The organism is Mesorhizobium sp. J8, from assembly GCF_016591715.1.
Lineage (GTDB): Bacteria > Pseudomonadota > Alphaproteobacteria > Rhizobiales > Rhizobiaceae > Mesorhizobium.
Genome location: NZ_AP024109.1, coordinates 4,612,685 through 4,636,594, shown reverse-complemented (window position 1 = coordinate 4,636,594; position 23,910 = coordinate 4,612,685). Strand labels below are relative to the sequence as shown.

Sequence of the window (23,910 nt, the reverse complement as noted above, 5' to 3'; positions counted from 1 at the left end):
CACAAGCGCGCCGAAGCGCTTGTGGATGCCGGCGGCGCTGAGGACGGCACCGTTGGGCGTGGCGTTCACGATGCGGTCCTCGACTTAATCAGCCGTTGTAGGGCTGGAGCTTGGCCCCGACCGGCACATTTGGGTCCGTGGCGTTCTCGGTCACGACATAGTCGAGCGGGAATTTCGAGCCTTCCTTGGCGGCGACCCATTGCGTGCCGATGATCGGACCGGGGGACACGTTCGCGACCGGGCCGCTGGTGAAGTCGACCTTGCCGATCATGGTCTCGGTCTTAAGCACGCTCAGTGCCTTGGCGACCGCTGCCTTGTCCTTGGCGTTGGAACTCGCCTTCAGGGCTTCGAAGCCGGCGTCGAGCAGCGACATCGAGGCGCCGAGCTGCTGTGTCCACTGCTTGCCGCTCGCCGCCTCGTAACCATCGGCAAGCTCGGTGCCGGAGACGCCGGTCAGCGGCGACGTGTAGGGGAAGGCCTTGTGCCAATAGGCGGCGCTCGAGATCTTCATGCCGAGATCGCCGAGCGCCTCGATGTCGGAGGGGAACAGGCCGGTCTTGGCGACCTGGGCGATCTTGATCTGCCTTGTCAGCCCCTGCTGCGCGGCCTGGCGCCAGAAGGCGGCGAAGTCCGGCGGGATCGGGAAGGAGTTGAAGATCTCGACGCCTTCCTGCTTGAACAGCGCGATCTGCGAGGAATAGTCGGTGGTGCCGGTCTCATAGGCGCCGGGATCGACGATCGTAAAACCCTGCTTGGCCAGAAGCGGCGCCAGGTTGGCGCGAATGGCATTGCCGTCGGCGTCGTTCGGATACATGACGCCGACCTTCTTGTTGGTCTCGATCAGGTTCCACTGCGAAATATAGGTCTTGAAGAATTCGCCGACGCCGAAGCCGAAATGATAGGTCCATTTGAAAGGCGAGGGCGCGCCCGGCTTGGCGCCGCGGCCGAAATACCACGCTTCCCATGGCATGACGGTGGAGAGGCACGGCACGCCGGCCGCCTCGCAGGCATCGGCGACCGGGTTGATCACCTCGGGCGTGGAAACGGCCAGCATCAGGTCGATAGCCTGGTTGTTGATCAGGTCTTTTGCCAACTGGCCGGCGCGCGACGGATCCGACTGGGTGTCCTGGTCGAGGATCTCGACGCTGTATTTCTTGCCGCCGAGCTCGATGCCTTTGGCCAGGGCCTTGCGGGCGAGGTCAAGCACATAGCCGTCGGTTTCGCCAAAGCCGGCGAGCGGGCCGGTGCGCGGGCTGACGAAGCCGACCTTGAGCGTGTCGGCGGCCTGCGCGAAAGCCTTGCCGCGGCCGAACGCAAGGGCTGCGCCGCCGGCCACCGATGTGGCGATGAACTGGCGTCGTGAAATGCCCGATATGGCGGGCTTGCTGCCGATATTATGAGACATCTGCTCCTCCCTCAGTCGCCGTTCGACACGACGGCAAACGGGTCTTCCGCTTGCGGCCGGACGGCACGGCTTTCGATCCTCCGGAGATCACATTGCACTAGCGGTTTGGTTCGGTAAAATGATATTTTACGGTGTTTTATTAACCGCTGGGTTAGCGAAATTCGGACTGCTAGCTCGATCGTCAGGCGTGGTGCCGCGCGGCTTCGCGGATCGTCTGCAACAGGATGGTGAAGGCGGGCGAGGGCGCGGTGTCGGTGCGCATGGTCAAGCCCACCGGCCCTTTGGTCTCCTCCGTATCCACCGGCAGTGCGACGAAAGCGCCGCTGGCGATCTCATTGGCAACGACGCCGGCCGAGATGATCCATACCGCATTGCTCTGGCGCATGAAGGAACGGCCGAAGGAATCGGAAACGGTTTCGATCTCCGTGGCGGGCGCGGTCATGCCGTTGGTGATGAAGAGCCGGTCGACGAAGGGGCGTATGACGGATTCCCGCGTCGGCATCAGGACGGGGAAGTCGTCGAGCCGCGCGAAGATGTCTGCCCCGGGTTCCGACAGGGGATGCCCGGCCCGCACCACGAACAGCACCTGCTCGGAATAGAGATGTTCGAAGAAGAAGCCGGTCATGTGCTCCGGCGCCGCGAGCCGGCCGACGACGAGGTCGAGCGCGCCGACGCGCAACTGTTCGAGCAGCACGGCGTTCTCGCCGGTGACGATCTTGAGCGCGGCGCCGGTGTTTTCCTCGAGGAACAGGTTCATGGCGAGCGGCATCACGCGCGCCGACACAGTCGGCAGCGCGCCGATGCGGATCGGGTCGCGATGGAGAGCGCCGTCCTGGCGCACGGAATCGACGCCGCGCTTCAGCGCCGAGATCGCCGAGCCGGCATGACCGAGGAAGATCTCGCCGAGACGCGTGACCCGGATGCCGCGCCCGTCACGCTCGACCACGGCGACGCCGAGCGCTTCTTCCAGCTCACGCAAGGTCTTGGTCACGGCCGGCGCGCTGACATGCAGGAAGTCGGCCGCGCGCGCCACGCTGCCTTGCCGAGCGACTTCGAGAAAGGCCTGCAGATGGCGGAAGCGGATCCGGCTTTCGACCATGGTTCGATAACCTCAGAGTTAATGAAACGCCGCAAAATATCATTTTACCGAACCAAACCGCTGGTGCAATGTGGCTTTGGAGGATCGAGATCGTGCCATTCGTCAGCATAGGCGGCGTGACGCTGCATCACCGCTACATCGAGGCGACGGGCACGTCGCGTCCGATCATCTTCATCAATTCGCTGGGCACCGATTTCCGGATCTGGGACGACGTCGTCGCGCGGCTTGCCGGCGAAGTGCCGATGCTCGTCTACGACAAGCGCGGGCATGGGTTGTCGGATATCGGCGGCGGCGTGCGCTCGATCGACGACCATGCCGACGACCTGATGGGCCTCATCGATCATTTCGGCTTCGGGAAGGTCGTGCTGTGCGGCCTGTCGGTCGGCGGCCTGATCGCGCAGCGCCTCTATACCCGCCATCCCAAACGCGTGGAGGCGCTGATCCTCAGCGACACAGCGCACAAAATAGGCACCGCCGAAAGCTGGAACGCGCGCATCGCGACCGTGGAGCGCGACGGCATCGAGGTGATCGCCGACGGAATCATGAAAGTCTGGTTCACGCCGGGTTTCCACGCCGCACGCGCGGCCGATCTGGCCGGCTGCCGCAACATGCTGACCAGGCAGGCGCTGCCCGGTTACATCGGCACATGCATGGCTGTGCGCGACGCCGACCTCACCGATGCGGCGCGGCGCATCGCGGTGCCGACGCTTTGTGTCGTCGGCGACCAGGACGGCTCGACTCCGCCGGATCTGGTCCGCTCGCTGGCCGAGCTGATCCCCGGCGCGCGCTTCGAGGTGATCCGCGATGCCGCGCACATCCCTTGCATCGAGCAGCCCGACGCGCTCGTCACCTTGATCCGGGATTTCGCCGCCTCGTTGCCTGAGGAAACGTCTGCCCATGGATGATGTCACGAAGAACCGCTACCGGACGGGTCTCGAGGTCCGCCGCTCCGTGCTTGGCGATCCCCACGTCGACCGTGCCGAGGATGCCGCGACCGATTTCGACCGGCCGTTCCAGCAGTTGATCACCGAGGCCGCCTGGGGAACGGTATGGGCGCGGCCGGGCTGGTCGAAGCGTGAGCGTTCGATCGTGACGCTGGCCCTGCTTGCCGCGCTCGGCCATGACGACGAGGTGGCCATGCATGTGCGCGCCACCGCCAATACAGGCGCCACGCGGGACGACATCTGCGAGGCCTTCCTGCACGTCGCGGTCTATGCCGGCGTGCCGGCAGCCAACCGCGCCTTCAAGATTGCCAAGGAGGTGTTCGCGCAGATGGACGGAGCCGCCCATGGCTGAGCGAGGCTCGAACCATTCACCGGAGACCGGCGCCTTCTTCCAGCGCGACCGCCAGTGGCATCCGGCCGCCTTCACGCCGAACTACAAGAGCTCGGTGCTGCGCTCGCCGCAACGGGCATTGGTGGCATTCGACAACACGCTGTCAGAACTGACCGGACCGGTCTTCGGGCACGCGATGCTCGGCGAGCTCGACAACGACCTGATCCATAATTTCGCCAGGCCTGGCGAAAGCGCCCTCGGCGAGCGCATCATCGTCCATGGACGCGTGCTCGACGAGCGGGGCAAGGGCGTGCCTGGCGTGCTGCTCGAATTCTGGCAGGCCAATGCCGGCGGCCGCTACCGTCACAAGAAGGACGCCTATCTCGCCCCCCTCGATCCGAATTTCGGCGGCTGCGGCCGCACGATCACCGGCGAAGACGGCAGCTACGCCTTTCGCACGGTCAGGCCCGGGCCCTATCCGTGGCCGAACGGGCCGAACGACTGGCGGCCGGCGCATATCCATTTTTCCGTGTTCGGCCACGGCTTCGCGCAGCGACTGATCACACAGATGTATTTCGAGGGCGATCCGCTGATCTGGCGTTGTCCGATCGTCGGCGGCATTTCCAACAGGGAAGCGGTCGAGGCGCTGATCGCCGCGCTCGACATGCAGTCGACCATCCCGATGGATGCGCTCGCCTACAAGTTCGACATCGTGCTGCGCGGGCGCCGCTCGACGTTGTTCGAGAACAGGCCGGAGGGCAATTGATGGCGCAGTCGCTCGACCGGTTGAAGGAAAGCCCTTCGCAGACCGCGGGCCCTTACGTGCATATCGGGCTGACGCCCAATTTCTGCGGTATCGGCGGCGTCTATACGAACGACCTTGGCTCGACGATGCTCAATGGCGAGACCAAGGGCGAGCGCATCGAGCTGCGCATCCGCGTGCTCGACGGCACCGGCATGCCGCTCAAGGATGCGCTGATCGAGATCTGGCAGGCGGACGCCGACGGGCTCTACAATTCGCCGTCGGAATTGCGCGGCGCCGCCGATCCGAATTTCCCTGGATGGGGCCGGCAGCCGACCGACATGGAAACGGGCGTCTGCCTGTTCCGGACGATCAAGCCGGGCCGCGTGCCGTTTCGCGACGGCCGGCTGATGGCGCCGCACATCACGCTGTGGATCGTGGCGCGCGGCATCAATATCGGCCTCAGCACCAGGCTCTACTTCTCCGACGAGGAGAAGGCCAATGCCGAGGACCCGATCCTTGCCCGCATCGAACATCGCGTTCGGGTGCCGACGCTGATCGCCGAGCGCCAGGGCGATGCTTACGTCTTCGACATCCATTTGCAGGGCGAGAAGGAGACGGTCTTCTTCGACAGTTGACCGTGGCGCCATGACCGTTTCGCCCTTCGATCATCCTCTGCTTTCCGGCCTGCTCGGCGACGAGGAGGCGGCCAGGCATTTTTCCGTCGAAGCCGATATCGACGCGGTGCTCGATTTCGAGCGGGCGCTGGCCGAGGCGGAAGCGGAGTTGGGTGTCATCCCGCGTGATGCCGGGACGGCGATCGTGGCAGCGCTGGCCGCGTTCCGGCCGGACACGGCGAGGCTGCGCGCCGGTGTGGCCAAGGACGGGGTCGTCGTGCCGGAACTGGTGCGGCAGATTCGGGCGATCGTCGGTGCGCCGCACGACGCATATGTGCATTTCGGCGCCACCAGCCAGGATGTCATTGACACCTCGCTGGTGCTCAGGCTGCGCCGGGCGGTCGAGCATATCGGCCTGCTGCTGAGCGAGAATATCGTACGCCTTGTCAGCCTTGAACAGGAGTTCGGAGGCAGGGCGCTGACGGCGATGACGCGCATGCAGCCGGCCATATCGATCGCAGCGGCCGACCGGATCGCTTCCTGGCGGATGCCGCTCGAGCGCAACCAGCAACGCTTGAAGGAACAGGCCGGCCGGCTGGTCGTGGTACAGTTCGGAGGCGCGGCCGGCACGCTCGACAAGCTCGGCGACAAGGCCGCCGCTGTCCGCGCCGCGCTTGCCGCGAAGCTTGGTCTTGCCGATGCGCCGCAATGGCATAGTCAGCGCGACGCTCTGGCCGAATTCGCCGGCTGGCTGTCGCTGGTGACGGGCAGCCTCGCCAAGTTCGGGCAGGATGTCGCGCTGATGTCGCTGACGGGCTCCGACATCAAATTGTCCGGTGGCGGCGGTTCGTCGGCCATGCCGCACAAGCAGAATCCGGTGAAGGCCGAAACGCTGGTGGCGCTGGCCAGGTTCAATGCCGTTCAGCTCTCCGGCATGCACCAGGCGCTGGTGCATGAGCAGGAACGTTCGGGCGCCGCGTGGACACTGGAATGGCTCGTCCTGCCGCAAATGGTCGTGGCGACCGCGGCCGCGCTCAGGCTTGCCGCCGAGCTGGCCGCGCAGATCGAGAGCCTCGGTCATTGATGCGCACGCAGGTCGCCATCATCGGGTCCGGACCGTCCGGGCTGCTGCTCGGACAGTTGCTCGCCAGGATCGGGGTCGAGACGATCATCCTCGAGCGGTCGAGCCGCGAACATGTGCTCGGCCGCGTTCGCGCCGGCGTGCTCGAACAGGGCACGGTCGACCTGCTCGGCGAAGCGGGCGCGGCGGAGAGGCTCCATGCCCAGGGCCTGCCGCATGAAGGCATTTCGCTCGCCTTCGACGGCTGCGCGCATCGCATCGACATGACCGCGCTCACCGGCGGCAAGCATGTCACCGTCTATGGCCAGACCGAGGTCACGCTCGATTTGATGCAGAAGCGCGAGGCGGCGGGACTCCCGACCGTCTTCGAAACGTCGAACGTCGCGCTGCATGATTTCGACGGCGCGTCGCCCTTCGTCGCCTATGAGAAGGACGGCGTCACGCACCGCATCGACTGCGACTTCATTGCCGGCTGCGACGGCTATCACGGCGTCAGCCGCAGGTCGGTGCCGGAAAACGCCTTGAAGACGTTCGAGCGACACTATCCGTTCGGCTGGCTGGGCGTGCTGGCCGAGGTGCCGCCGGCCGACCATGAACTGGTCTATGCCAATCACGAGCGAGGCTTCGCGCTCTGCTCGATGCGCTCGCCGCAGCGCAGCCGCTACTATGTGCAGGTTCCCGCCGACGAGCGCGTCGAGGCCTGGTCGGACGACCGCTTCTGGGACGAGTTGCGCCGCCGCCTGCCGGTGCAGATAGCAGCTGCCGTGACGACCGGGCCGTCCTTCGAGAAGTCGATCGCGCCGCTGCGCTCCTTCGTCGCCGAGCCGATGCGCTTCGGAAGGATGTTCCTGGTCGGCGACGCCGCCCACATCGTGCCGCCGACCGGCGCGAAGGGCCTCAACCTTGCAGCCAGCGACGTGCGCTATCTCTTTGCCGGTCTTCGCGAATTCTATGGCGACAAATCCGAAGCCGGGCTCGACGCTTATTCAGCCAAGGCGCTGGCGCGGGTCTGGAAAGCCGTGCGCTTCTCCTGGTGGATGACGACGATCCTGCACCGCTTTCCCGAGACCGGCGAATTCGGCCAGCGCATCCAGGAAGCCGAACTCGATTACCTCGTGCATTCCAAGGCCGCATCGACCGCTCTCGCCGAAAATTACGTCGGTCTTCCTTATTGATCCGACCGGTCAGACCCGCTCCAGCGCAATCGCGATGCCCTGGCCGACGCCTATGCACATGGTGGCCAAAGCCAGCTTGCCGCCGCGTTCGCTGAGCTCAAGCGCCGCCGTGCCGGTGATGCGCGCGCCCGACATGCCGAGCGGGTGGCCCAGCGCGATCGCGCCGCCATTGGGGTTCACATGCTCCGCCTTCTCGGAAATTCCGAGTTGGCGGAGCACGGCAATGCCCTGGGAGGCGAAGGCTTCGTTCAATTCGATGACGTCGAACTGTTCGGGCGTCAGGCCAAGGCGGGCGCAAAGCTTCTTCGTGGCGGGCGCCGGACCGATGCCCATGATGCGCGGCGCGACGCCGGCGACCGCACCGCCGAGGATGCGGGCGATCGGCGTCAGGCCATGTTTCCTGGCTGCCGCTTCCGAAGCGACGATGAGGGCGGCCGCGCCATCATTGACGCCGGAAGCGTTGCCGGCGGTGACGGTGCCGCCCTGGCGGAACGGCGTCGGCAATTTGGCCAGCGCTTCGATGGTGGTGCCGGCGCGGGGATGTTCGTCCTTCGACACGACGATCGCGTCGCCCTTTCTCTGCGGGATGGTCACCGGCGTGATTTCCTTCGCCAGCCGGCCATTGGCCTGCGCGGCCACCGCCTTGTCCTGGCTGCGCACGGCGAAGGCGTCCTGATCAGCTCTGCTGACGGAAAAGTCCTCGGCGACGTTCTCGCCGGTCTCCGGCATGGAATCGACGCCATACTGTTTCTTCATCAGCGGGTTGACGAAGCGCCAGCCGATGGTGGTGTCGTAGATCTCGGCATTGCGCGAGAAGGCGGTGTCGGCCTTCGGCATGACGAAGGGCGCCCGGCTCATCGATTCCACACCGCCGGCGACCATCAGCTCCGCCTCGCCGGCCTTGATGGCGCGGGCGGCGATGGTGACGGCATCCATGCCGGAACCGCACAGACGGTTGACGGTCGAACCGGGAATGTCCTGCGGCAGGCCGGCCAGCAGCAGCGCCATGCGCGCGACGTTGCGGTTGTCCTCGCCGGCCTGGTTGGCGCAGCCATAGACGAGGTCGTCGACAGCCGCCCAGTCGACGCCCAAGTTGCGCTCGACCAGCGCCCGCAACGGGATGGCGCCGAGATCGTCGGCGCGGACGGAGGACAGCGCGCCGCCGAAGCGGCCGATCGGCGTGCGAATGTAGTCGCAGATGAAGGCTTCGGTCATCTAGGCAGCTTTCCCTTTCGCGGTTCCTTGATGCGCCGCCTTGGTGCGGGCCTGCAGGTCGCGCAATGTCTTCAGCTCGAGTTCCGTCGGCGCCGGCGTCTGGTCAAGGGCCTCCGCGAATTTTACGACCCAGCCACAGGTCTCCTGCACCTGCGTGCGCGTGACGCCTGGATGCAGCGACACCACGGTGAATTCCTTGGTCACGGGGTCCGGCTTCCAGATGGCGAGGTCGGTGATCAAAAGCGTCGGCCCGGCGGTGTCGATGCCAAGCCGCTGGCGATGATCGCCGCCGTCGCCATGGCCGAAGGAGGTGAAGAAGTCGATCTTCTCGACCATGCCGCGCTTCGACTGGGCCATGGTGATGTAGACCTGTTTCGACGAGGTGGCGATCTCCGGCGCGCCGCCGCCGCCGGGCAGGCGGGTCTTGGGATGTGCATAGTCGCCGATGACGGTGGTGTTGATGTTGCCGAACTTGTCGAGCTGAGCGGCGCCCAGGAAGCCGATCGAGATGCGCCCGCCCTGCAGCCAGTAGCGAAACATCTCCGGCACCGCGACGGTGGTGACCGCCGTCTCGCACAATTCGCCGTCGCCGATCGACAGCGGCAAGACATCGGGCGCGGTGCCGATGGTGCCGCTCTCGTAGATCAGCGTGATGTCGGGCGCATGCGTCAGCCGCGCGACGTTGCAGGCGGCCGACGGCGCGCCGATGCCGACGAAGCAGACATCGTCGCTTTTCAAGGCGCGGCTGGCGGCAATCGTCATCATCTCGTTCGGGCTGAAGCCCATATTTTTCGCGTCGCTCATGCGGCTTTCCTCAGATGCTCGACGCGGCTGGCAAAGTCGTCGGCGCTGCTCTCGATGACGTTCTTCTGGATCCACGCCTGGAAACGGTCGCGGTCGGCGGCGATCTCGTCCCATTCGAGATAGGCAGCGTTGTCGCGCTCGTAGTAGCCATGCGTGTAGGAGGGATGCGAACCGCCCGGCACGATGGAGATCGCCGCGATCGTCCAGCTTGGCAGCACGGTGAGGTTGGGATGGAGGTCGTCGAAATTGTCGACCACTTCCTCGACCGTCACGACCGCGCGCTTCGCAGCCAGCACCGCTTCCTTCTGGATGCCGATGATGCCCTCGACCAGCACATTGCCTTTGCGGTCCGCCTTCTGCGCATGGATGAAGGTGACGTCCGGCCTTATCGCCGGGACGGCGGCCAGCACCTCGCCGGTGAACGGGCAGGTGACCGATCTGATGTTGGGGTTGACCGAGGCGAGACCGGCGCCGCGATAGCCGCGGAACACCGCGCAAGGCAGGCCGGCCGCGCCCGCCTCATAAGCGTTGGCCATGCCGGCATGGCTGTGCTCCTCGACCTCGACGGCGCGCGGAAACCCGTTCTCGATGGCGTCGCGGGCGCGCCTGAGCAGGCCGACGCCAGGATTGCCGACATAGGAGAAGACGACCTTTCTCGCCATGCCCATGCCGATCATCTGGTCGTAGATCAGGTCGGGCGTCATGCGGATCAGCGTCAGGTCGCGAAAGCCCTGGCGGATCGCCTCATGCGCGGCGGCGGTGGGAATCAGATGGGTGAAGCCCTCGAAGGCGACCGTGTCGCCGTCATGCAGGTTTTCCGCGACCGCCTCTGTCAGCGGCAGGAACTTGACCATCTCCAGGCTCCGTGAAAAGTTCGTATTGCGAACATCTGTTTTATATGAGATACTTTTAACTCCAACCTTTGCATCGAGTCAACGCCGGCCTGGGAGGCGCCCGTGGAAGAAGAATCCATTTCGCGCGACCACGTCGGCTCGCTGGAACGCGGCCTTACGGTGATGGAGATCCTCGCGCGCCATCCGGCCGGCATGACGCTGACCGAAATGGCCGAAGAGGCCGACCTCACCCGCGCGGGCGCCCGCCGCTTTCTGCTGACATTGGTCGCCACGGGCTATGCGACGCAGTCCGGCCGGCTGTTCTCGCTGTCGCCGCGCCTTTTGACCGTCGCGCGGACCTGGCTCGGCGGCGCCTCGCTCTGGACCTTCGCCGCACCCATCATGCGCGAGGTGGCCGGCAAATTCGATGAAGCCTGCAACGCGGCGGTGCTGTCGGGCGAGGATGTCGTCTATGTTGCGCGCATCCCCGGGCGGCGCATCCTGAATGTGGCGCTCGATGTCGGCACCAGGCTGCCGGCCTATTGCACGTCGATGGGGCGGGTGCTGCTTTCCGGCCTTGCGGCGGACGAGTTGCAGACCTTCCTGGCGCAAGCGACGATCGAGCGGCGAACGCCCAAGACGATCACCGGCCGCGCCGCGCTCGGCAAGGCCATCGAGAAGGCACGGGCCGATGGCTTCGCCATCGTCGACGAGGAGCTGGAGCTCGGCCTGCGATCGATCGCGGTGCCGATCGTCGATCGCTCCGGCGGCACCGTCGCCGCCATCAATGTCTCGACGCAGTCGGTGCGTTTCTCGGTCGAAGCGATGGAGCGCGACATCCTGCCGGTGCTGCGGCAGGCCAAGCAGCGCGTCGAGGAGTTCTTCTTCGTCTGATCTGCGGCTGTCGTCGGCGCTGCCAATTGTCCGAGGCAGGCGCTGCCCCTCATCCGGCTGCCGCCACCTTCTCCTGTATAGAGACGGGGAGACGGCGCTAACGTTGACGCTGCAACTCAAATCCGATATTGAACAGGACTATACAGGTTCATTGAACAGGTATCGATATGGCCCGTCGCGCGATGCAGCTCTCACCCGGCACGGGCAAGCCCGAGCAGATCGCGACGGTTCTGGAGCATGAGATACGCTCCGGCGTGCTCGGCTTCGGCGACCGCCTGCAGAGTGAGAACGAGCTCGTCCAGCGCTTCTCCGTCAGCCGCAACACGGTCCGCAAGGGGCTGGAGGAACTCTCCAGCCGGGGCCTGATCACCACAAAGGTCGGCATCGGCTCCTTCGTCACCTTCGACGGCATGCCGGTGGACGATGCGATCGGCTGGTCGCGCGCGCTTGCCAATGCCGGCGCCAATGCCGAGACCCGCACCTTGCGGCTCGAGATCATCGAGGACGCGGAACTGGCGGCAAGGCTCGCCGTCGAGAGCCCGTCCTTCATCGCCGTCGACCGTGCCCGCACCAATGCCGATGACGGCCACGCCATCTCGATCGAGCGCAGCCGCCTGCCGCTGTCGCCAGAATTGGAAGACATCCCCTTGCGCGGCCTGCGCGAAGGCACGCTGCACCAGACGCTGCGCGGGGCAGGGCTCGTGCCCGATCACGGCGAGGAATGGGTCGACATCGAGATGTTGAGCGCGGCAGACGCCGCGATCCTCGCCTGCGCGCCGGGCACGCCTTTCCTGCGCACGCGCCGCCTGACGCGCGCCGCCGACGGACGCGCCATCGAATTCGTCACCAGCCTCCTCAACCCGGCGCATTTCGCGCTGCATCTGGAGTTCTGAGCATGGTGGCCGACGGGACCGACAGGGCAATGGGCGCGCTGATCGGCGGGGCGCTGGGCGATGCGCTGGGCATGCCGACGCAGCTTCTGTCGCCGGTCCGCATCGCCGAGCTCTACCGCCATGTCGAGGAGTTCGTTCCACCTGCCGCCGATCACCCGGTGTCAAAAGGGCTGCCCGCCGGCGCGATCACCGACGATACCGAACAGGCGCTGCTGCTTGGCCGCATCCTGGCCGAGTCCGGCGAGCGCTTCGACCATGCGCGCTGGGTCAACGCGCTGCTCGACTGGGAGCGCGATGTCAAGGCGCGCGGCAGCTACGACCTGCTTGGACCGTCGACCAAGCGCGCCATCGACGCCATCAACAGCGGCGTTCCGGCCGAGGAGGCCGGGCGCGGCGGCGATACCAATGGCGCGGCGATGCGCATCGCGCCGGTCGGCATCATGATGCCGCCGGAGCCGCTCGATGGCCTGGTCGCCAAAGTCGCGGAAACCTGCCGGGCCACCCACAACACCTCGATCGCAATAGCCTCCGCCAGTGCCGTTGCCGCCGCGGTCAGCCTTGGCATTTCGGGCGGCGATTGGCGTGCCGCTTCCGGCCATGCGGTCGCGGCGGCAAGGCTTGGCGCTACGCTCGGCCATTGGGTCACCGGCGGCGACATCGCTGCGCGCATTCTTTGGGCGCAGGAGCTTGTCCGCGGCAAGGCGGAGAAGGAAGCCGTCAAGCTGATCGTCGACCTGATCGGCACCGGCGTGGCCAGCCAGGAATCGGTGCCGGCCGCGTTCGCGGTGCTGGAGGTCGCCCAAGGTGATGCATGGCGGGCTGCCGTCATCGCGGCCAATCTCGGCGGCGATACCGACACGATCGGCGCTATCGCCGCCGGCATGGCCGGCGCCTGCGCCGGTCTGTCGAAGCTACCGCAGGATCGCGTTGCGGAACTGAAGGGCATCGACATCGCGGAGGTCCGCGTGCTGACGGCCGATCTGGTCGCGGCGCGCCGCTCCAAGACTGGTTCTGGCAAGGAGGACGCCGCATGAGCGGGCGGCTCGTCCATGTCGGCAGCGCCGTGGTCGACTATGTCTACCGCATCGACGCCGTGCCGGCGGCCGGCACGGAAAAGACTGCGTCAGCCTACGCGCGGGTTGCCGGCGGCGGTTTCAACATGATGGCCGCGGCAAGCCGCACCGGCATGAAGGTTGTGTTCGGTGGCCAGCTCGGCACCGGGCCGGACGGAGACTTCCTGCGCGCCGCTTTCGCGGCCGAAGGCATCGAGACGCTGACGCCGCCGTCGCCCTTGATGGACAGCGGCAATTGCGTCGCCATGATCAGCGGCGACGCGGAGCGCACCTTCGTCTCCTGGCCGGGCGCCGAGAGCCGGCTCACGCCGGACATGATGAAGCCGGTGCAAGTCGTTCCCGGCGATTGGGTTTTCACCTCGGGGTACACGCTGAGCTATCCCGGCAGCCGCGATGCGCTTGCCGACTGGATCGAGGCGCTGCCCGCCGGCGTCCCTTTCGTCTTCGATCCGACGCCGGTGATCGCCGACATTCCGCGGCCGATCCTGGACAGGGTGCTGGCCCGCACGACGTGGCTGAGCTGCAACACCAATGAGGCCGCCGAAATAGCAGGCGCCGGCGATGCCCAGACCGTCGCCATCCGGTTGCTCGCCGAGCATTGCCCCGGCGCTGAAGGCGTAGTCATCCGCGCCGGTGCGCATGGCTGCCTCGTCCGCATGGCCGATGGCGGCACCCGCGCGGTGCCTGGTTTCGAAGTGGAGGCCGTCGATACGAACGGAGCCGGCGACACGCATATCGGCGCCTTCGTCAGTGGTCTTTCGCACGGCATGTCGCCTTGCGAGGCGGCCCGCTATGCCAATGCGGCCGCAGCGCTTTCGGTTACCCGCCACGGCGGGTCTTCGGCGCCGACCGACACGGAAATCCAAAAGTTCCTGGCTGAGCGCGGCGAAGCGACGACCGTGCCTGGCCGGGCGCAAGCGACTGCAACTTAACAAGCCCGCCAACCGGGCAAACAATGAGAGGAAAGAACATGCGTATGCCCCGACTGACCGCTTTTCTGACGGCCACCGCCGTCTTGGTCTCCGCCTTCACGGTTTGTGCATTCCCTTGGGTCGCGCAAGCCGCCGAGGAAGTGCATGTGCTCAACTGGAAGGGCTACGGCGCCGACGAGCCGTGGGCGGTGGCCAATTTCGAGAAGGCGACCGGCTTCAAGGTGGTCAATGACTTCTTCAACTCCGAACAGGAGATGCTGACCAAGATCCGCACCAATCCCGGCCTCTACGACGTCGTCATGATCAACGCCGCCTTCAACGACCAGGCGATGGCCGGCAAGCTGATCCAGCCGATCGACGTCTCGAAGCTTTCCAACTATGCCGACATCGCCAAGGACAAGGCGGGCTCGCCGATGCTCAACCATGACGGCAAGGTCTATGGCGTGCCGTGGGTGTGGGGCCTGACGGCTCTGGCCATCAACGAAAAGTCCTTCGACAAGCCGCCGACGAGCATCGCCGAGATGTGGGATCCGGCGCATAAGGGCCGCGTCATCATCCGCGACGACGCCGTCGAGGCGGTGCAGTTCGGCGCGATCGCTTCAGGGCAGAACATCAACGACATCAAGGATATGGATGCGGTCAAGGCGAAGCTCACCTCGCTGATGCCGCAGATCAAGACCTTCTGGAGCTCGGAGAACGACTGGAACCAGATGGTCGCCTCCAACCAGATCGACATCGGCACCTATTGGAGCGGCTCGGCCGACCGCGCCAAGACGCATTTCAAGCTGCCGGTCTCGCTGGTCATCCCGCAGGAAGGCGCCGTCGCCTGGCTCGACGCCTTCTCGATCCCCGTCGGCTCCAAGAACGTCGCCGGCGCCGAGGCCTTCATCAACTACATGATCGACCCGAAATTCTATGTCGAATGGGTCACCAAGGTCGGCGCACCGGTCTCGGCCAACACGAAGGCGGTCGAGGCGCTGCCCGAGGATGCTTTCAACCGCAAGGTCATGGGCAGCCCGGATGTCGCCAAGCGTATCCAGTTCCAGGCGCCGATCACCGACGAGCAGCGCGAAAAGTATCTGGCGCTGTGGCAGGAGCTGAAGGTCAACGTGAAGTAATCGGCGTCTTTCGGGGAGGAGAGGCAGAATGGCCGACCAGCTTGCGATCGGTTCGCGCCGCGGGCTGAAGCCGGCCCTGCCGCTTCTCCTCCCCGCCTATCTGTGGCTGACGGTGGCGATCTTCCTGCCGCTGTCGGCCATGGTCTTTTTCTCGTTCATGACCGACCTGCCGCTGGCCGGAAAGGAATGGGCCTTCACGGTCGGCAATTACGCGGCCTTCTTTTCGCAAAGCCTCTATTCGCGGCTTCTGCTTTCATCGCTGCGTCTCGGCCTCGAGGTGACGCTGTGGTGCGTCGTCATCGGCTATCCGGCGGCCTACGTGCTGGCCAAGGTGCTCAAGGGGCGCAGCCGCGAGGCGATCTTCCTGCTCGTCATCCTGCCTTTCTGGTCGAACGGACTGGTGCGCATCTTCTCCTGGGCGATGGTGCTGCGCGAAGGCGGCATCCTCGACACGGCGCTCAACGCCGTGCTGCCGTTCAAGATCAACATCGACCTGATGTACTCCTATCCCGCCGTCATCATCGGCCTGGTTCACTCCTACGTGCCCTACATGGTGTTAACCTGCTACCTTACGCTGCAGGCGATCGACGACTCGCTGATCGAGGCTGGACGCTCGCTCGGCGCGTCGCGGCGGCAGGTGCTGTGGCGGGTGATCATCCCGCTGTCGATGCCGGGGCTGATCGCGGGTGCCGCGCTGATCTTCGTGCCGGTGGTCGGCTCCTTCATGGAGCCACGCATCCTCGGCGGCCGCACCGGCACCTTCTACGGCACCGTCATCGAGGACCAGTTCGTCGCGGTCTTCAATTGGCCGCTGGGCGCGGCGCTGTCCTTCATCCTGCTCGCCGTGGTGCTGATCATCCTGGCGCTGGCCGCACCCGTCCTGCGGAGAGCTGCGTAATGGCGACGACGCGCATCCTCGAAGGGCTCGGGCGCTTCTACATCGTGCTCTTGCTCGGCTTCCTCTATCTGCCGATCATCATCATGGCGGCGATGTCGTTCAACGCCTCGCCCTTCTACCAATTGCCGTTCGAATGGACGACGGACTGGTACGCCTCGCTCTGGCAGAACGACCAGCTGATCGCGGCGACCTGGAACAGCATCGAGATCGCCATCATCACCACGTTGATCTCGACGGGCCTGGGCTCGATGGCTTCGCTCGCGCTCTACCGCTACGAGTTCCGCGGCAAGAAATTCCTCCAGGCGCTGCTCTTCCCGCCTATCGCCATCCCGTGGCTGATCACCGGCACGGCGATGCTGATCTTCTTCTTCGGCGTCGGCATCGGCCGCGGGCTGGTGGCAATCCTGCTTGGCCATGTCGCGCTGGCGCTGCCTTACGTGATCGTCGTCGTCTCCGCGCGGCTGCAGACCTTCGCGCCGGAACTGGAGGAGGCGGCGCGCTCGCTCGGCGCCAACCAGTGGCAGGTGACCATGCGCGTGACACTGCCCTGGATCATGCCCGGCGTGATCGCCGGCGGACTGTTCGCCTTCGCCGTCTCGTTCGACCAGTTCGTGGTTTCGTATTTCCTGTCGACGCCCGGCCAGACGACGCTGCCGGTCGAAATCTATGCCGCGATCCGCAAAGGTTTCACGCCCGAGATCAACGCGGTCTCGACGATCATCATCGTGGTGTCGATGGCGCTGATGCTGCTCACGGCGCGCTTCTTCAAATTCGGCGGAGAGAAATAATGGCTGGCGTCCAGGTCGCGAACGTCTCCCGCAGCTTCGGCGCGCACAAGGCGCTGGACGATGTCTCGATCGATTTCGCCGATGGCGGCTTCTACGCGCTGCTCGGACCTTCGGGCAGCGGGAAGACCACGCTGCTGAGACAAATCGCGGGCTTCGATTTTCCGGATGCCGGCCGCATCGCCATCGGCGGTGAGAGCGTCGAGCGCGTGCCGGTCGAGAAGCGGCGCATCGGCATGGTGTTCCAGAACTACGCGCTTTTTCCCAATATGAGCGTCGCCGACAATATCGCTTTCGGGCTCTCGGTGCGCGGCGAGCCGAAGGCGACGATCGCCACGGAAGTGCAGCGTGCGCTCGATCTCGTGCAGCTGGGCAAGCTCGGCGGCCGCAAGCCGCACCAGCTCTCCGGCGGCCAGCGCCAGCGCGTGGCGCTGGCGCGCGCCATCGTCACCAAGCCGCGCGTGCTCCTGCTCGACGAGCCGCTCGGCGCGCTCGACAAGGCGCTGCGCGTCGACATGCAGATCGAGCTGAAGCGTATCCAGCGCGAGATCGGCATCACCACCATCTTCGTCACGCACGACCAGGAAGAGGCGCTGACGATGAGCGACCGCATCGGCATCCTGCGCGACGGCAGGCTGGTGCAAGAGGGGCCGCCGGAAGAGATCTATGACCGGCCGCAAAGCGAGTTCGCGGCGACCTTCCTCGGCGACGCCAACATCTTTCGCGGCGATGCGACCGGTTCTGGGATCAAGCTGCCGGACGGCACGACGATCGCGGCTTCGACAGGCGCATCGGTGCCGGCCGGCGCCAAGGCGAGCTGTGCCGTGCGGCCCGAGCGCATCCGGATCTCCACCGGCGCGGCAAAGCCCGATCCAGCCAATGCCAACACGCTCGAAGGCCGGGTCTCGAAGCGCATCTTCGCCGGCAACAACAGCACCTATTTCGTCGAGCGCGACGGCCAGACGCTGAAGGTGATCGTCCAGAACACCGGCGCCGAGAGGTTGGCGGAAGGTCAGCCTGTCGTGCTCACCTGGTCGCCGGACAGCACGGTGCTGATTGCGGCCTGAGGCTGTCGATCCTCGAAGCCAGGCCGAAACGGCTCAAATCTCCGGGATGCTCTCGCGGAAGATCACCTGCAGCCGCGGCTGGTGGAGCTCGTAGGGCAAGCCCTTGACGGAGTGCGACAGGATGTTGAGCGCCTCCCTCGCCTCGACGCGCGGGTTCTGGTCGATCACCGCGTCGAGCGTGCCGTCGAGCAAAAGCTCCTTGGTGCCGTCCGTCACTTCATGGCCGAGGAAGATGATCTCCTTCGCCCGTCCGCGCTCCTTCAACGCGCGGGCGATGCCGGTGTTGCCGGCGCCGACATTGTAGATCGCGGCGAGGTCGGGGTGGCGCTCGAGCAAAGCGGAGGCCTCGGAATAGGCCTTCTCGCGGTCGTCGAGCATTTCACGCATCTCGACGATCTCGAGGTTGGGAGATTCCTCGGCGACGATGTGGCGGAACCCCATCTCGCGCTCCTCGTGGCCGCGATAGGCGAGCGAGCCGGCGAACAGCGCGACCTTGCCTGGATGTCCGGCGCCCATGAAGCGGTTGAGCAGATAGCCGGCCAGCCGCCCGGCCGCGCGGTTGTCGATGCCGATATAGGCAACCCTCGGCACGTGCAGGATGTCGGAGGCGATGGTGACGACCTTGATGTCGCTCGCCGAGAGCGAGCGGATCGCCTCTCGCACCGTCGGATGGTCGAGCGCGATGACCCCGACGCCTTGCGTCTGGCCATGCAGGTCCTGCAGCAGGCGGGCGAGCCGGTCGGGGTTGAAGCCTTCGATGGTCGTCACGCGCACGTCGAGATCGGGCCGCGTCAATGCCTGCGCCTCGATGTGCCGGTGCAGGAGCTTTATGAAGGAGTTGGTGCCGGCCGGCAGCGCGAAATCGAGCCTGATCGTCTGTCCCGGCACCGCGCGCTGCGGCGTGCCGTTCGGCGTTTCGGCGATGTAGCCCAGGCGCTGCGCCATCTCGATGACGATCTCGCGTGTGCGGGCGCGCACGCCCGGCCGGTTGTTGAGCACGCGGTCGACCGTGGCCGGAGAAACGCCGGCTTCCCGGGCTATGTCTGTCAGGGTTGACCGCACGTCGAGCACCTCATCGCAAGCATCAAAATCACGCAGCGTCCACTCAGTTACGGAAAACGCCTCAGCGGCGACCGCGATTCTGATGTGAAATGATGTAACCGCCCTTGGCTTGCGCGCAAGCCGGCGCGGTACATAACGCGGCGAAGGTCCGGCCGAGCTGGCCAGGTCGCGGCAGGAATCCCTCAAATCCAAGCAAGGGGCGCGAGGTGACGGGTATGGTGGACTGCATTATCTCCCTCATTTGCGATCTTATGACGTGTTTTGAGTATTTATGATGTTGACAGGCTTCACGCACTGTCGTCAATATCCCTCACGTGGGCATGGAGGAACAGGCCCCGAGGGAGGAATTCGATGTCTCATTTGATCCGCATGTCGCGGCGCCGCCTGCTGGCGTCCGGAGGAAAGGCCGCGGTGTTCGTCGCCGCGACCGGTATTGCACCGCAGTTCATTCGTCCCGGCCGCGCCTTCGCGGCGGATGCGCTGGCACCCGGCATGATCGGCGGGCCGACCGGCTTCGACGGCGCGGAGCGCTATCAATACGGCGCCGACACGCCGGAAGGGCGCGCGGTCGAGGCTGCCAAGGCCCTGAAAGCCGCCGGCAAGGCGCCGGCGAAGATCGTGCTCGGCCTGTCCGACGGCTCGATCGGCCAGCTGACCAAGCCTTTCCCGGCCGGCGCGCCGTCGATCAAGGACCTGTGGGAAAAGGAAACCGGCATCCAGATCGAGATCGTCGGCCTGCCCAACGGCCAGGAATTCACCAAGACTATGCAGGACATCTCCACCAAGGGTGGAGCCTACGACATCTATTCGACCGAGTGGAACCGGCTCGGCGATCTCGCCGAGACCGGCGGCATCGCCAAGCTCGACGACTTCGCCGCCAAGCACAAGCCGGAATGGGACGACCCGAAGCAGGGTTACGTCAACGGCGCCAAGGGCGTGTCGCTGCTCAACCAGTATCGCGGCTCGACCTATGGCGTGTCGCTGGACGGCGACTTCCAGACCTGGGTCTATCGCACCGATCTGTTCAGCGATGCCGCCGAGCAGAAGGCGTTCAAGGACAAATACGGCTACGACCTCGCGCCGCCGAAGACGTGGAAGCAGCACAGCGACGTCGCGGCCTTCTTCCAGCGGCCGGACAAGGGCCTGTTCGGCTCGACCGACCTGCGCAACCAGGGCTGGGGCTACACCAACTGGTACCAGCGCTACGTCTCGATGGCCTCGCCCAACCAGTTCCTGTTCGGCGACGACGGCAAGCCGCTGATCAATTCCGAGCAGGGCATAGCCGCCACCAAGGAATATGTGGAGTCCCTGGCGCACCATTCGCCGGACGCGATCTCGTGGGGCTGGCCTGAGCAGTATGGCAATTTCGCCAAGGGGGGCGCCGCGATGACCTGCGCCTTCTCCAACCTCCCGAAATTCCTCGACAATGCCGGCAACAAGGATTCGGCCGTCACCGGCAAGATCGGCTCGATGCTGCCGCCGGGTCGCGAGATCGACGGCAAGCTGATCAGCCGCTCGGTGCTGTGGTTCTCGCTGACCGGCATGGTCTCGTCGCAGTCGAAGAATCCGGAGGCCGCCTACCTTCTGCTGCAGTGGCTGGGCTCTGCCCGCATCTATGCCTGGATGAGCGCCAATCCCGGCGGCTATCTCGATCCGTTCCGGCTCTCGGACTTCTCCGATCCGCTCGTACGCCAGACCTATCACGCCTACCACATGGACGTGGTGCGCGAGACGGTGGCGCGCACGGTGCCGACCATCAACTATCCCGGCGCCACGGCCTTCCACAACGCGCTCGACGAGAACCTCGTGGCCTCGCTGACCAAGGCCAAGACGCCGGAGCAGGCGATGGCCGACACCGAACGCGAATGGAAGAAGATCGCGCGGCGCATCGGCGAGGACAAGCTCCTCGAAGCCATCAAGACCAACAAGGAGGCCTGGCCCACGGTTCTCGATCCGATCAGCTGATCCGTCTCCTTGGATCAGAACCGGAGGGGAGGGGCGTCAGCTCTTCCCCTCCTTCCCAACGCCACCAGCAAAGCAGCCAGATGAAGCGTTCAATTCCCTTCGAGATATTCCGCTACGCCGCGATCCTCGCAGCGATGGCGGTGACGCTGGTGCCCATCCTGTGGATGGTGTCGATGGCCTTCAAGCCGATCGGCGAATGGTCGGCGACCGGCGCCGACTTGACCTGGTGGCCGAAGCAGCCGACGCTCGCCAATTTCCAGTTCGTGTTCGGCCACTCCACCAACGACCTGATCGTCGCGCTCGACCATACGGCGGTGAAGCCGATCCTGTCGTCGCTGCTTTCTGCGGTGTTCGGAACCCTGATCGCCATGTCTGCGGGCACCGCCGCGGCATACGGCCTGTCGCGCTTCGGCTCGGGCCAGAACCTGCCGCTGGCGCTGATCCAGCTCAGGCTGTTTCCACCGATGGCCGTCATGATCCCCGTGATGATCATGTGGGCCTTCCTCAATCTCAACGACACATGGTGGGGGCTGGCGCTGATCTACGGCATCGTCACGCTGCCCTTCGCCTTCTGGCTGATGAAGACCTTCTTCGACGATATGCCGCGCGAGATCGAGGAGGCAGCACTTGTCGAGGGGTGCTCGCGGCTGCGCGTCTTCACTCGTATCACGCTGCCGATGATGCGCGCGCCGCTGGCGAGCGCCGCGCTCTTCGTCTTCATCCTCAACTGGTCGGATTATCTGATCGCGCTGCTGCTGACGACGCGCGAATGGGTGACGATCCCTGTCTACATGGCGTCGCTGTCGTCCTCGATGACCGGGCAGCTCTACGGCGCCAAGGCCGCGCTTGGCCTGATCGCCGCGGTGCCGCCGGTGATCATGGGCATCGCCATCCAGCGCCATCTGGTGCGCGGGCTGACCTTCGGAGCGCTCAAGCAATGAGCGCGGTGACGGCGACGATTCCGGAGGACAAGATGGACGCGGGGACAAGGTCCGTCACGCCTGACGAAGGCGCGCGGCTGGGCTTCCGCCTGACCCTGCCGGCGCAAATCCTGGTGCTGTTCATCTCGGCCTTTCCGCTTCTGATGCAACTCTACATCAGCGTCACCGACTGGTCGCCGCTTTCGGGCATCGGTTGGTGGAACGCCTGGGAGATGTGGAACAGCTTCGCCAACTACACCGACCTCGCGGCCGACACACGCTTCTGGAGCGCGCTGCAGCGCACGGCAATCGTCATGCTGGTCTGCGTGCCGGCGGAGTTCCTGCTGGGCCTCGCGCTGGCAACGCTGTTCGCGGACGATTTTCCCGGCAAGCGCATCTTCTATTCGATCCTCTTGATGCCGATGATGGTCGTGCCCGCGGTTGCCGGCTACATGTTCTTCATGCTCTTCCAGTCGGGCGGTCCGGTGAACGACATCCTGTCGCGCATCGTCGGCGCGCCGGTGGCGATCGCCTGGCTATCGGATCCGAACCTGGCGCTGATCGCGGTCATGATCGCCGACATCTGGCAGTGGACGCCGCTGATGTTCTTGATCCTGCTTGCCGGCCTCGTCGGCGTGCCGGAGGACCAGATGAGGGCGGCGACGCTGCTTGGCGCCAATGCCTTGCAGCGCTTCACCACCATCGTGCTGCCGAAGATGAAGACGATCATCATCATCGCGCTGGCAATAAGGGTGATCGAGAATTTCAAGATCTTCGACACACTCTACATCATGACCGGCGGCGGCCCCGGCGTCGCCACCGAGACGATCTCCGTCTACATCTACAAGGTCACCACGCAGGACCTGATCTGGGGCTATGTGGCGGCCATCGCGCTCGCCATCCTGATCGTGCTCTCGATCGTCGCGGTCTACGCCATGAAGCGCATGGCGAAGAGCCGGGAGGTGCCGGCATGAGCGCCATCCATCTTCAGAATCTGGTCAAGAAATTCGGCGACTTCACCGCGCTGAAGACGATGGACCTCGAAATCGCCGATGGCGAGTTCATGGCGCTGCTTGGACCGTCCGGGTGCGGCAAGTCGACGACGATGAACATGATTGCCGGCATGGAGGAACCTAGCAGCGGCAGGATCCTGTTCGGCGAGCGCGACATGGCAGGCGTCCCGATGGGGCGGCGCGGCGTCGGCTTCGTGTTCCAGAACTACGCCATCTTCACCCATATGACGGTGCGCCAGAACCTGGCTTACGGCCCGAAGATGCGCGGCGCCGCCAAGGCCGAGATCGACCGCCGCGTCGGCGCCATCGCCGAGATGTTGCAGCTTTCGCCGCTGCTCGACCGCAAGGCCGACCGGCTCTCGGTCAACATCCTGCAGCGCGTGGCGATCGGCCGCTCGGCGATTATGGAGCCGGCGATCTTCCTGCTCGACGAGCCTTTGTCCAATGTTGACGCCGCCTTCCGCGCGGTGATGCGCACCGAGCTCAAGCAGTTGCAGCGCCAGTTCAGGCAGACGATGGTCTATGTCACCCACGACCAGCTCGAAGCGATGACCATGGCCGACCGCATCGCGGTGATGGATCACGGCGTGTTGCAGCAGGTCGGCACGCCGCTCGAGGTCTACAACAATCCGGCCAACGTCTTCGTCGCGCGCTTCATCGGCGCGCCGGGTATGAACCTGCTGAAGGGCAGGCCGGCTGAGAGCGATCGCGGGCTGGTGGTCGATCTCGGACCGCTCGGTGTCACACCGCCCTTGCCGGATGAACTGGCTTCGGTCGTGCGCGCGGTGCGTGGCGATGTGCTCTATGGCTTCCGGCCCGAGCAAGTGGCGCTTGCCGAGCGCGGGCTGTCGATGCCGGTGAGCTTCGTCGAGCGGATCGGCGCGCGCACCATCGTCCATCTCGGCGAAGGCGAGGGCGCGGTGAAGGCGGTGTTCGAGAACGATGTCGGGCTGTCGGTCGGGCAGACAGTGGTCGTCGCGCCGCCGGGCTCCTCGGTGCGCGTCTTCGATGCCGCCACCGGTCGCGCAGTGAAGGCGGGCTGAG

24 protein-coding genes are annotated in these 23,910 nt (G+C 65.4%); 18 read left to right on the top strand and 6 right to left on the bottom strand.

Going from position 1 to position 23,910, the window contains the following annotated elements; translation table 11 throughout:
• Positions 1-88 precede the first annotated feature (88 nt).
• The gene (locus MJ8_RS22205) at positions 89-1,405 is read right to left on the bottom strand and encodes an ABC transporter substrate-binding protein (RefSeq protein ID WP_201410869.1); all 1,317 of its coding nucleotides are present in this window, start codon (positions 1,403-1,405) and stop codon (positions 89-91) included.
• A gap of 181 nt (positions 1,406-1,586) precedes the next feature.
• Positions 1,587-2,504: a pca operon transcription factor PcaQ gene (pcaQ, locus tag MJ8_RS22200; protein ID WP_201410868.1), complete on the bottom strand. Its 918-nt coding sequence runs from the start codon at positions 2,502-2,504 to the stop codon at positions 1,587-1,589.
• A 92-nt stretch (positions 2,505-2,596) separates the two neighbouring features.
• Between pcaQ and pcaD the strand changes: the two genes are divergently transcribed.
• Genes pcaD through pobA form a run of 6 tightly spaced genes read left to right on the top strand, consistent with a single transcriptional unit; the run spans position 2,597 to position 7,394 of the window.
• Positions 2,597-3,409 carry a 3-oxoadipate enol-lactonase gene (gene pcaD / locus MJ8_RS22195; RefSeq protein ID WP_201410867.1) on the top strand — a complete coding sequence of 271 codons (813 nt, stop codon included), beginning with the start codon at positions 2,597-2,599 and terminating at the stop codon, positions 3,407-3,409.
• Positions 3,402-3,800 (top strand): 4-carboxymuconolactone decarboxylase, encoded by a 399-nt coding sequence (gene pcaC, locus MJ8_RS22190; RefSeq protein WP_140838939.1) that lies wholly within the window; start codon positions 3,402-3,404, stop codon positions 3,798-3,800. The genes pcaD and pcaC overlap by 8 nt, the downstream gene beginning before the upstream one ends.
• A complete protein-coding gene (pcaH, locus tag MJ8_RS22185; protein WP_201410866.1) occupies positions 3,793-4,545 on the top strand; it encodes a protocatechuate 3,4-dioxygenase subunit beta in 753 nt (250 codons plus the stop codon). The genes pcaC and pcaH overlap by 8 nt, the downstream gene beginning before the upstream one ends.
• Positions 4,545-5,159, top strand: a complete 615-nt coding sequence (pcaG, locus tag MJ8_RS22180) for a protocatechuate 3,4-dioxygenase subunit alpha (protein ID WP_201410865.1) — start codon at positions 4,545-4,547, stop codon at positions 5,157-5,159. The genes pcaH and pcaG overlap by 1 nt, the downstream gene beginning before the upstream one ends.
• Before the next feature lie 10 nt (positions 5,160-5,169).
• The gene (locus MJ8_RS22175) at positions 5,170-6,222 is read left to right on the top strand and encodes a 3-carboxy-cis,cis-muconate cycloisomerase (RefSeq protein WP_201410864.1); all 1,053 of its coding nucleotides are present in this window, start codon (positions 5,170-5,172) and stop codon (positions 6,220-6,222) included.
• Complete coding sequence (gene pobA, locus MJ8_RS22170; protein WP_201410863.1) at positions 6,222-7,394, top strand: 4-hydroxybenzoate 3-monooxygenase; 1,173 nt, start codon at positions 6,222-6,224, stop codon at positions 7,392-7,394. The genes MJ8_RS22175 and pobA overlap by 1 nt, the downstream gene beginning before the upstream one ends.
• A gap of 9 nt (positions 7,395-7,403) precedes the next feature.
• Here pobA and pcaF read toward each other — a convergent pair whose 3' ends face one another.
• Genes pcaF through MJ8_RS22155 form a run of 3 tightly spaced genes read right to left on the bottom strand, consistent with a single transcriptional unit; the run spans position 7,404 to position 10,267 of the window.
• Positions 7,404-8,609, bottom strand: coding sequence for a 3-oxoadipyl-CoA thiolase (gene pcaF / locus MJ8_RS22165; RefSeq protein WP_201410862.1), 1,206 nt, complete (start codon positions 8,607-8,609; stop codon positions 7,404-7,406).
• Positions 8,610-9,413 carry a CoA-transferase subunit beta gene (locus MJ8_RS22160; protein ID WP_201410861.1) on the bottom strand — a complete coding sequence of 268 codons (804 nt, stop codon included), beginning with the start codon at positions 9,411-9,413 and terminating at the stop codon, positions 8,610-8,612.
• Positions 9,410-10,267, bottom strand: coding sequence for a CoA transferase subunit A (locus tag MJ8_RS22155; protein ID WP_201410860.1), 858 nt, complete (start codon positions 10,265-10,267; stop codon positions 9,410-9,412). Before MJ8_RS22155 ends, MJ8_RS22160 begins: the two co-directional genes overlap by 4 nt.
• Before the next feature lie 102 nt (positions 10,268-10,369).
• On the opposite strand from MJ8_RS22155, the gene MJ8_RS22150 reads away from it, so the two are divergent.
• From MJ8_RS22150 to MJ8_RS22115, 8 genes are all read left to right on the top strand, one after another.
• Positions 10,370-11,140, top strand: coding sequence for an IclR family transcriptional regulator C-terminal domain-containing protein (locus MJ8_RS22150; RefSeq protein ID WP_201410859.1), 771 nt, complete (start codon positions 10,370-10,372; stop codon positions 11,138-11,140).
• Between the two features lie 167 nt (positions 11,141-11,307).
• The gene (locus MJ8_RS22145) at positions 11,308-12,033 is read left to right on the top strand and encodes a GntR family transcriptional regulator (RefSeq protein WP_201410858.1); all 726 of its coding nucleotides are present in this window, start codon (positions 11,308-11,310) and stop codon (positions 12,031-12,033) included.
• A gap of 2 nt (positions 12,034-12,035) precedes the next feature.
• Positions 12,036-13,067, top strand: a complete 1,032-nt coding sequence (locus tag MJ8_RS22140; protein ID WP_201410857.1) for an ADP-ribosylglycohydrolase family protein — start codon at positions 12,036-12,038, stop codon at positions 13,065-13,067.
• The gene (locus MJ8_RS22135) at positions 13,064-14,038 is read left to right on the top strand and encodes a PfkB family carbohydrate kinase (RefSeq protein ID WP_201410856.1); all 975 of its coding nucleotides are present in this window, start codon (positions 13,064-13,066) and stop codon (positions 14,036-14,038) included. Before MJ8_RS22140 ends, MJ8_RS22135 begins: the two co-directional genes overlap by 4 nt.
• A 38-nt stretch (positions 14,039-14,076) precedes the next feature.
• A complete protein-coding gene (locus tag MJ8_RS22130) occupies positions 14,077-15,156 on the top strand; it encodes an ABC transporter substrate-binding protein (RefSeq protein WP_201410855.1) in 1,080 nt (359 codons plus the stop codon).
• Positions 15,157-15,184: 28 nt separating this feature from the next.
• The gene (locus MJ8_RS22125) at positions 15,185-16,054 is read left to right on the top strand and encodes an ABC transporter permease (protein WP_201410854.1); all 870 of its coding nucleotides are present in this window, start codon (positions 15,185-15,187) and stop codon (positions 16,052-16,054) included.
• On the top strand, positions 16,054-16,842 hold the full coding sequence (locus MJ8_RS22120; protein ID WP_201410853.1) for an ABC transporter permease: 789 nt from the start codon (positions 16,054-16,056) through the stop codon (positions 16,840-16,842). The genes MJ8_RS22125 and MJ8_RS22120 overlap by 1 nt, the downstream gene beginning before the upstream one ends.
• Entirely contained in the window at positions 16,842-17,906 is a 1,065-nt protein-coding gene (locus MJ8_RS22115) for an ABC transporter ATP-binding protein (protein WP_201410852.1), read from the top strand. The genes MJ8_RS22120 and MJ8_RS22115 overlap by 1 nt, the downstream gene beginning before the upstream one ends.
• A gap of 33 nt (positions 17,907-17,939) precedes the next feature.
• Here MJ8_RS22115 and MJ8_RS22110 read toward each other — a convergent pair whose 3' ends face one another.
• On the bottom strand, positions 17,940-18,968 hold the full coding sequence (locus MJ8_RS22110) for a LacI family DNA-binding transcriptional regulator (protein ID WP_201410851.1): 1,029 nt from the start codon (positions 18,966-18,968) through the stop codon (positions 17,940-17,942).
• A gap of 351 nt (positions 18,969-19,319) precedes the next feature.
• Here MJ8_RS22110 and MJ8_RS22105 point away from each other — a divergent pair, with 351 nt between their 5' ends.
• The 4 genes from MJ8_RS22105 (at position 19,320) to MJ8_RS22090 (ending at position 23,909) form a co-directional block, all read left to right on the top strand.
• Positions 19,320-20,933: an extracellular solute-binding protein gene (locus tag MJ8_RS22105; RefSeq protein ID WP_201410850.1), complete on the top strand. Its 1,614-nt coding sequence runs from the start codon at positions 19,320-19,322 to the stop codon at positions 20,931-20,933.
• Positions 20,934-21,013: 80 nt separating this feature from the next.
• Entirely contained in the window at positions 21,014-21,874 is an 861-nt protein-coding gene (locus MJ8_RS22100; protein ID WP_201410849.1) for a carbohydrate ABC transporter permease, read from the top strand.
• On the top strand, positions 21,871-22,827 hold the full coding sequence (locus tag MJ8_RS22095; RefSeq protein ID WP_201410848.1) for a carbohydrate ABC transporter permease: 957 nt from the start codon (positions 21,871-21,873) through the stop codon (positions 22,825-22,827). Before MJ8_RS22100 ends, MJ8_RS22095 begins: the two co-directional genes overlap by 4 nt.
• Positions 22,824-23,909, top strand: a complete 1,086-nt coding sequence (locus MJ8_RS22090; protein WP_201410847.1) for an ABC transporter ATP-binding protein — start codon at positions 22,824-22,826, stop codon at positions 23,907-23,909. Before MJ8_RS22095 ends, MJ8_RS22090 begins: the two co-directional genes overlap by 4 nt.
• Position 23,910 lies beyond the last annotated feature (1 nt).